The organism is Bacteroidales bacterium (assembly GCA_035353855.1).
GTDB lineage: Bacteria > Bacteroidota > Bacteroidia > Bacteroidales > CG2-30-32-10 > DAOQAK01.
Window position 1 is genome coordinate 1 of the sequence record DAOQAK010000081.1, and the last position, 8114, is coordinate 8114.

The 8114-nt window shown below is 33.1% G+C and carries 10 protein-coding genes; 9 read left to right on the top strand and 1 reads right to left on the bottom strand.

Annotated features, from left to right (window positions below; translation table 11 throughout):
* Window positions 1–97: 97 nt before the first annotated feature.
* The 5 genes from PKK00_14760 (at window position 98) to PKK00_14780 (ending at window position 3579) form a co-directional block, all read left to right on the top strand.
* Window positions 98–664, top strand: a complete 567-nt coding sequence (locus PKK00_14760) for a GNAT family N-acetyltransferase (GenBank protein HNW99665.1) — start codon at window positions 98–100, stop codon at window positions 662–664.
* A 203-nt stretch (window positions 665–867) separates the two neighbouring features.
* Window positions 868–1539 carry an FISUMP domain-containing protein gene (locus tag PKK00_14765; protein ID HNW99666.1) on the top strand — a complete coding sequence of 224 codons (672 nt, stop codon included), beginning with the start codon at window positions 868–870 and terminating at the stop codon, window positions 1537–1539.
* A 15-nt stretch (window positions 1540–1554) separates the two neighbouring features.
* A complete protein-coding gene (locus tag PKK00_14770; protein ID HNW99667.1) occupies window positions 1555–2121 on the top strand; it encodes a hypothetical protein in 567 nt (188 codons plus the stop codon).
* A 151-nt stretch (window positions 2122–2272) separates the two neighbouring features.
* Window positions 2273–3007, top strand: coding sequence for a head GIN domain-containing protein (locus tag PKK00_14775; GenBank protein ID HNW99668.1), 735 nt, complete (start codon window positions 2273–2275; stop codon window positions 3005–3007).
* A gap of 92 nt (window positions 3008–3099) precedes the next feature.
* Entirely contained in the window at window positions 3100–3579 is a 480-nt protein-coding gene (locus PKK00_14780; protein HNW99669.1) for a hydrogenase maturation protease, read from the top strand.
* A 46-nt stretch (window positions 3580–3625) separates the two neighbouring features.
* Here the strand turns inward: PKK00_14780 and PKK00_14785 are convergent, their stop codons facing one another.
* Window positions 3626–3997 (bottom strand): DoxX family membrane protein, encoded by a 372-nt coding sequence (locus tag PKK00_14785; protein ID HNW99670.1) that lies wholly within the window; start codon window positions 3995–3997, stop codon window positions 3626–3628.
* A 256-nt stretch (window positions 3998–4253) separates the two neighbouring features.
* Here PKK00_14785 and PKK00_14790 point away from each other — a divergent pair, with 256 nt between their 5' ends.
* The 4 genes from PKK00_14790 (at window position 4254) to PKK00_14805 (ending at window position 7870) form a co-directional block, all read left to right on the top strand.
* The gene (locus PKK00_14790; protein HNW99671.1) at window positions 4254–4703 is read left to right on the top strand and encodes a C-GCAxxG-C-C family protein; all 450 of its coding nucleotides are present in this window, start codon (window positions 4254–4256) and stop codon (window positions 4701–4703) included.
* A 4-nt stretch (window positions 4704–4707) separates the two neighbouring features.
* Window positions 4708–5169 (top strand): DUF1003 domain-containing protein, encoded by a 462-nt coding sequence (locus PKK00_14795; protein HNW99672.1) that lies wholly within the window; start codon window positions 4708–4710, stop codon window positions 5167–5169.
* A 34-nt stretch (window positions 5170–5203) separates the two neighbouring features.
* A complete protein-coding gene (locus PKK00_14800) occupies window positions 5204–6247 on the top strand; it encodes an EFR1 family ferrodoxin (protein ID HNW99673.1) in 1044 nt (347 codons plus the stop codon).
* Window positions 6248–6463: 216 nt separating this feature from the next.
* A complete protein-coding gene (locus PKK00_14805; GenBank protein ID HNW99674.1) occupies window positions 6464–7870 on the top strand; it encodes a hypothetical protein in 1407 nt (468 codons plus the stop codon).
* The last annotated feature ends 244 nt before the right edge of the window (window positions 7871–8114 follow it).

Sequence of the window (8114 nt, forward strand, 5' to 3'; positions counted from 1 at the left end):
GGTTAAAATTGCTGCTATAAAAATTCTTTTGAAAAAAATTTAAACAGGCTCTTATAATTCGAATTATAATCTAATTTTGTTTTACTAATACAAATTCATGACAACCACCAAATACACCGATAAACACTGGATAGTTGATATGCTTTCAAAAGCATTCATCGATAACAAAAGCGTAAACACGGTTGCTAAAAATAAAAAAGCTATCCCTGTTCTGATGGAATATTGTTTCGTAAATTCATTTTATGATGGATTCGTTTTTGTCAACAAATCAAGAACAGCAGCAGCTTTATGCAAAGTATACGGAAAAGAGAAATTCCATTTACAAAAAATATTCGTGATGTTAAAACTAATATTTAAAGGAATAGGATTAACTAAAATTGGATTCAATATAAAAAGAGAAAATTTAATTAATGCGCAACGAAGCGAAAAAGAATATTTACATGTATCATTTATTGGCGTAGAACCCGGAAATCAGGGCAAAGGTCTGGGCGGTGAACTCATTCAAGAAATCATTGAACATTCAAAAACCCTGAACCTGCCTGTTTATCTTGAAACTTCAACATTAATTAACCTGCCTTTTTATAAAGCTCATGGTTTCGATAATTTTTATACTTTAAAAAATATTTACGATTATGATTTGTTTTTCTTCAAACACCGGAATTAATCATTAAAATAATTTTATCTAATACCGATTGTAAAGATGTTATACTCATTCTTATCAGGTTTGCAAAGGCAAAACTGTTTAGAACGAGTTATACCATAGAGAATACAAAAAATATTTTGCAAAACTCTTTTCTGTCGGTATATTTAAAGTTTAAAAAATTCTATATTTGTTTTAAGTAAGTCTTTTAATAATTTATTTCATTTATGGAAAAACAAATTTTATTAAAATATTTTATTGCATTAATATTAATAATCACATCCATTCACAGGAATGCACGTTCACAGGAAACAGGTATTTTGACTGATAACCGCGACGGGCAAACATATAAAACAGTTACTATCGGCAAGCAAACATGGATGGCTGAAAATTTAAACTATGTTACAGCTCATGGGAGCTGGTGCTATAATAACGACAGTAATAATTGTAAAATATTTGGCAGGCTTTATAACTGGGAGACAGCAAAAACAGGCTGTCCTTCGGGATGGCATATTCCAACAAAAGGTGAATTCGATTCCCTGGTAAGTTATTTAGGTGGTGAAGAAATTGCAGGCGCCAAACTAAAATCAGATTCGTATTGGGCAACAAAACACGATTCCATTTCAGGATACGCGCACGTAGCTGATTGCGCACATGGAAACATGGAAAAACATGATTCAGTTTTTATAAACAGCAGTAACTTCAATGGTTTGCCCGGTGGCGGTTACTATATAGGAAACGTTTTTGACTACCAAGGAATTTGGGCTTGCTGGTGGTCAATATCCGTTTACAATCCTTACAAAGCTTATTATTTTAATATTTTCGACAGATCTACTGAATGTGGTTTAAATATAGCTTTCAACACCAATGGCTTTTCTGTACGCTGTATAAAAGACTAAATCATTTTTTAATTCTTGCAAAAAAATAAAATAAATATTGAAGACCTTCTCCCCGACACCGGGAAACTTACCGCAATTCATGCAGCAAATGTTGCTATGAAAAAAACGGAACTCATCCCCGAAATTTTAAAACTTGCATTCATCGATAAGCACCCTATTTCGGTAAGAGCAGCAAATACTATAGAAATCATTGATTCGGAAAATCCCGGATTAATTGAACCGTATTATAATAAAATCATAAATGGTTTGGTAAAATTTAAAACTAGCGGAGTAAAACGTTGCCTGCTGAAAATATTTACCCGTCATACTAATTTAAAAAACGAAAAACAGTTATGCATCCTCATAAATTATTGCTTTGAAAAGCTTGCGAATACTGAAGAAGATGTTGCCATAAAAGTTTATGCATTACAAATACTTTATGATTTTTCTGAAAAAGAACCGGATATTAAAAATGAATTAATTTTGGCAATTAAAGATCAGCTTCCAAAAAATTCAGAAGCATTTAAAAATTACGGGAATAAAATTATAAAAAAGCTTAACAAGGAAATTATTTCAAATCAATTGTATACTCGTTCTTATTAAATTTGCAAAATGTGATTAGAACGAGTTATACCGATAGGAAAAAATTAGCAAGAAATAATTTTGCAGTTGTCGCGGAAACTTGTTCCGTATCGGTATAACAAATAATATTCTTTAGTCGTCATAAAACATATTAATTCAAAAAAATAAAAAAATGAAAACACATTTTATTCTTCAGAAAAACTTGATTTTAGGGGTTATCCTTGCCTCATTCATTACTATAGCTGGCTGTATCAATGGTTTAAATTTCGAAAAGGGAAATGGCAAAATCGTTAAACAGCAAAGAACAATAACTTCATTCAGTTCTATTGAAATTTCAGGCGCTTACGAAGTTTATTTGACCCAGGACACGGCTCCTTCATTATCGGTAGAAGCAGATGAGAACCTGCAGTCATTAATTATCACAAAAGTTGAAAGCAATACATTAATAATAAAGAACAAGGAAAACATCCATGGATCAAAACCAATCAAAGTTTTTGTGAATACGAGTGAAATAAAAAATATCGACATTTCAGGTTCTGTAGATTTAAAAAGTACAGACAATTTTAAAACGAATGAACTCAACATTGATATCAGCGGGCTTGGTAATATTGATATGAAAGTTGAACTGCAAAAACTTTCAATCGATTGCAGTGGTTCCGGAAATATTAATTTAAGCGGAACTGCCGACAATGTAAACGCTGAACTATCAGGTGCCGCCAACATTTATGCCTATAACCTTACAGCAAAAACATTTACACTCTCAAGCTCTGGTGCAGGTAAAGCAAATTTAAATGTTACCGACAAACTGGATATAGAAACATCGGGAGCTTCCACTGTGAATTACAAAGGTAATCCAAACATTAATCAGCGCACATCAGGTGCCAGCAGTATTCATAAAGTTGAATAGCTGTAAATTTTATTTTCATAAATCGTCTTCTATTAATTATAGGATTACTGCATCCTATAATTTTATTACCTTGCAGCGCTTTTAAAAATCGTATGCAAGAAGAAAATAAAATTTTAATTCTCGGAATGGGAAATGATATTCTGACGGATGATGGTATTGGTATAAAAATCACAAAATTTTTAGAAAAAAATTTTCCTTTCCCAAATATTGTTTATGATACACTTTCGCTTGGCGGCCTTGAGATCATTGAATACATCAGGGAATTCAAAATGGTTATCATTATCGATGCTATAAAAACACTGAACGGTATTCCGGGAACCGTTTACCAATTTATTCCTGATGACTTTAAAGAAACCACGCATCTTTCAAACATTCATGATGTTTCTTTTCTTACTTCGTTAAAACTTGCTAAAGAGCTTGATATTACTACACCTGAGAACATCCATATTATCGCGGTCGAAATAATTGAAGACATGATATTCAGTGATGAGTTTACACCACTGTTACAGGAAAAATATCCTGAAATTTTAAAAGAAGTAACTGAGATGGTAGAAGGGTTATTAAAAAAATAACCCTTGCCATATAAAAAGCAAGGGTTCATAAAGTAAGGATCAAAACTTACTTTTTTTCATCCAGCCCGGCAAAAGCTAATGCAGCTCCAGCCAATGCAGTATCTTTCAATAAACCCATCATTGCCATCTGCGCCATTTCACCACCTGCAATTACGCCGGGAAGATGAACAAAAAGAACAAAAACAACTAAAACACCTGCTAATAGCATACATGCAAGTTTTGTTTTAACCTGTATGATAATACTAATAGCTGCTAACACAAAACCTAATCCCGATAAATAAACCCAAAAAACACCACCAGGAATGAATGAAGGAACAATTCCTGCCATTGCATTTGCATTTATAAAATGAAATATCCCAAATATAAAAAAGGGAATTGCAAAAAGAACACGAGCTAATATGAATGTTATGAATTTCATTTTTTAATCTCCTTTAATAATTGATCTCAAAACAAATTTAAATACGCAGGCAATACAAAAGCAAACTAAATGTTGTTAAAATAAAATAACAGTCGCTGCTTACTATACTCGTTCTTATCAAGAATGCAAAAGCAAATTTGATTATAACGAGTTATACCGTAAAGAAAACAAAAAATATTTTTGCAAAACTCTTTTCTGTCGGTATATAATATCTTAATTATATTTTGTAAAATTGTGTTCACAATAAATTAAAGAAATGACAACAAAAGATAAAGCCATAAAATATTTTAATGCGGATTATAATTGTGCTCAATCGGTATTGATTACATACTGCGAAAATTTCGGAATTAATAAAGATATAGCAGCAAGCCTTTCATCTGGCTTTGGAGGCGGTATCGCACGAATGCAGGAAACATGCGGCGCCATTATAGGCGGAATAATGGCATTAGGTATTGCCTTCAATAAACCAGGAGAAGACATTGCTGAAAACAAAGAAAAAGTTTATGCTATTGTAAATCATCTTGTGAAAAATTTTAAAGAAAAATACAACACCATAAAATGCAGCGAACTCTTAAACTGCAACCTGAATACAGAAGAAGGAAAAAAATTTTATAAAGAAAATCATTTGCAGGAAAAAATTTGTGGAAATTGCATCAAAGAAGTGATCAACATTCTTGATGAACTTATTGAAAAAAATAAAATATAATCCAATGGAAATACATAAACCAAAAACCTTACTGGAGTTAAAACAACTTCGGAAACCCATACATAACGCGAATGTTGTTCACAAGCAAAAACTTTCGCGTCTTGAAAAACTTGCTATATGGATTACCGACCATGTGGGAACGATGGGATTTTTCTTTATTATTTTTATTTGGACATTGTTCTGGCTTGGATGGAATTCATTAGCACCTGAAGCTTTTCGTTTTGACCCATATCCTGCATTTGTTTTATGGCTTTTCATTTCAAACATGATACAAATATTTTTAATGCCTTTGCTTATGATAGGACAAAATCTTCAAAGCCATCATGCGGAATTGCGCGCCGAAGCAGACTTTGAAGTAAATACAAAAGCCGAACGCGAAATTGAAACGATTTTAATGCATCTTGAAAATCAAAATAATGAATTAAAAGAGATACTGGAAAATATTCAAAATAAAAAAATAACTTAAAATCGACCATTCAAGAATTGTAATAAAAAGCTCTATGAGAATATTCTATTTTTCAGGGACAGGAAATGCCAAACATGTAGCAGAATGGTTTAGTGATTATGCTAATGAAAAAGGAGTTGCTTCTGAAATAATTGATATCTCAAAAATGGAGAAACGCTCCATTGTGCCTATTGACGGCGAAATGCTCGGACTTATCTCTCCTACGCACGGGTTCAACTTTCCTCCCATCATGATCAATTTTATTTTTCGATTGCCACGAACAAAATTCAGGAATAAAGTTTTTATCATGAATACAAGAGCAGGAATGAAAATTTCAAAATTATTCCTGCCCGGACTTAGCGGTATTGCTTTGCTACTTGCTGCGCTCATATTGCTTTTAAAAGGTTACCGAATCATCGGAATGCGGTCCATCGATTTGCCTTCAAACTGGATATCGCTTCATCCCGGACTTAGGGAAAAAGTAGTTATTTCAATGTATGAACACTATAAACACAAAACAATTTCTATTGCCGGAAAAATTCTCAGTGGAAAAAAAACGTATCGCGCACTTATCACTTTACCTATAGACCTGCTGATATCGCCTATTGCAATCGGATATTATTTTATAGGGCGATTTATTTTATCAAAAACTTTTTATGCTTCTGCTTCTTGTGATAATTGCATGTTATGTATCAATCAATGTCCTGTAAAAGCCATCAAACTTGTTGATAAACGACCATTCTGGTCGTATCGTTGCGAAAGCTGCATGAGGTGCATGAACAATTGCCCGAAACGAGCAATAGAAACCGGACATGGGTATTTCATCGGGTTGTTCATTCTTATTTATCCTGTTGCTATTTCATACATCTATGAAAATATTAAAGGAAATAAATATATTGATATTACAGGCCGTTCATTCCTAAATGCCACACTGCGTTTTACATTTGAAAGTATTGTCTTATTCATTTTTTTGTTTTTCAGCTATAGAATAATTCATTATTTAAGAAGGTATAAAATTTTTGAATGGATTATAGTATATACATCTTTTACCAAATTTAAATTTTGGAGAAGATATAAACCATCGAATAAAATCAATTGAATACTATTCTTACAAATCAACCGTACAGAAATTTTTTATATAAATATACTCGTTCTTATCAGGTTTGCAAAAGCAAAACTGTTTAGAACGAGTTATACCGTACAGAAAACAAAAAATATTTTTGCAAAACTCTTTTCTGTCGGTATAGTTTTAATTGTAGATTTGCACCTTCAATAATAATTTATTGGAAATACCAAAACAAATAAAATCAATAGTATGCTAAAGAGTTTAACAAAATGGCTGTTTTTAATTGCAGCTTTTATTATAGTACCGGTATGGGCATTTGCCGAAGGAGGCACAGCCAGCGCTTCTATCGGTGGGATACGTATTGAATTTATTTTTTTTGCTCTCACACTTGTTGGAGTTGCATTATTCCATAAACAAACATTCTGGGTTGCAATTATTGGCTTATCTGTAATTGTAATCTACAAATTATTTTTTATTTCAGGATACCCTTTTGCTGAACATTTCTTTGGTGAGAATTCAATATTGAAGCAACTTACTGATAAAAGTTTAAGGCAAGGAGAATGGGGAATTTTATTAAACCTGCTGGGATTGCTGCTAGGTTTTGCAATTCTCGCTAAAATATTTGAAGAATCAAAGGTTCCGGATATTCTTCCGAAATATTTACCGGATGACTGGAAAGGTCCTTTTGTATTGCTTGTTTTTGTTTTTATTCTTTCATCATTTCTCGACAATATTGCAGCAGCAATGATTGGAGGCACTATTGCCCTGGTAGTATTTAAAAATAAAGTTCACATAGGATATATAGCAGGTATAGTTGCAGCAAGTAATGCAGGAGGCGCCGGTAGTGTAGTTGGCGATACCACAACCACCATGATGTGGATTGACGGGGTATCTGCATTTAATGTACTTCACGCTTATGTAGCAGCAGTTGTAGCGTTATTAATAATTGCATGGTTTGCATCACGACAGCAGGACAAGATGCAACCTATTACAGCTGAAGCAAAAGAAGGAGTAAAAGTGGATTGGGCACGTTTGTTAATTGTTTTATTGATACTCGCTGGCGCCATCATATCAAACATATATTATGACATGCCTGCTCTTGGCGTTTGGATTGCTATTCTTATTGGAGCAACATTTAGAAAAATACCATGGCACGAAATCAATTCTTCTGTTAAAGGTTCTGTTTTCCTTTTGTGTCTTGTAACAGCAGCTTCCATGATGCCTGTTGAAACATTACCTGATGCATCATGGATGACTGCTTTCATACTTGGATTTGTTTCCGCAGTTTTCGATAATATTCCTTTAACCAAACTTTGCTTACAGCAAGGGCACTACGACTGGGGTATGTTAGCATACAGTGTTGGTTTCGGGGGTTCCATGATCTGGTTCGGTTCATCGGCAGGTGTAGCAATTACCAATAAATTTCCTGAAGCGCGAGATGTTATGCTATGGCTTCGTAAAGGATGGCATATTACCTTAGCATTTGTTTTTGGATTCTTTACACTTTTATATATCATGGGATGGGAACCTGCAGATACTAAAGAACACAAAGAACCAGCCATCACCTGCCCGGTAAAAGGATGTTCTGCAAAAATGGATGCACAAGCTGAAGAGCTTATAAAATCAGGGAAAATAGATAGCTTGATGAATAAATAATTTTTGTTTATTCTTTTTGCCTATAAATGATTAGGGTAATAATTATTTTAAAATTATAAAGTAATCCGATGCCGTCAAGCTCGATAAAACAGGATCAGCGGTTTCATCAGTATTGTCAACTTCATTGATATAATAATAAGGTATATATAATAATTGTTAATTATAAGTTAAAAACTATTCTAATTTTTAAGTTTGGAGTTTCCTCAGGAAAAAAGCAGGGAAAAATCAAAACGCTTTAATAGTG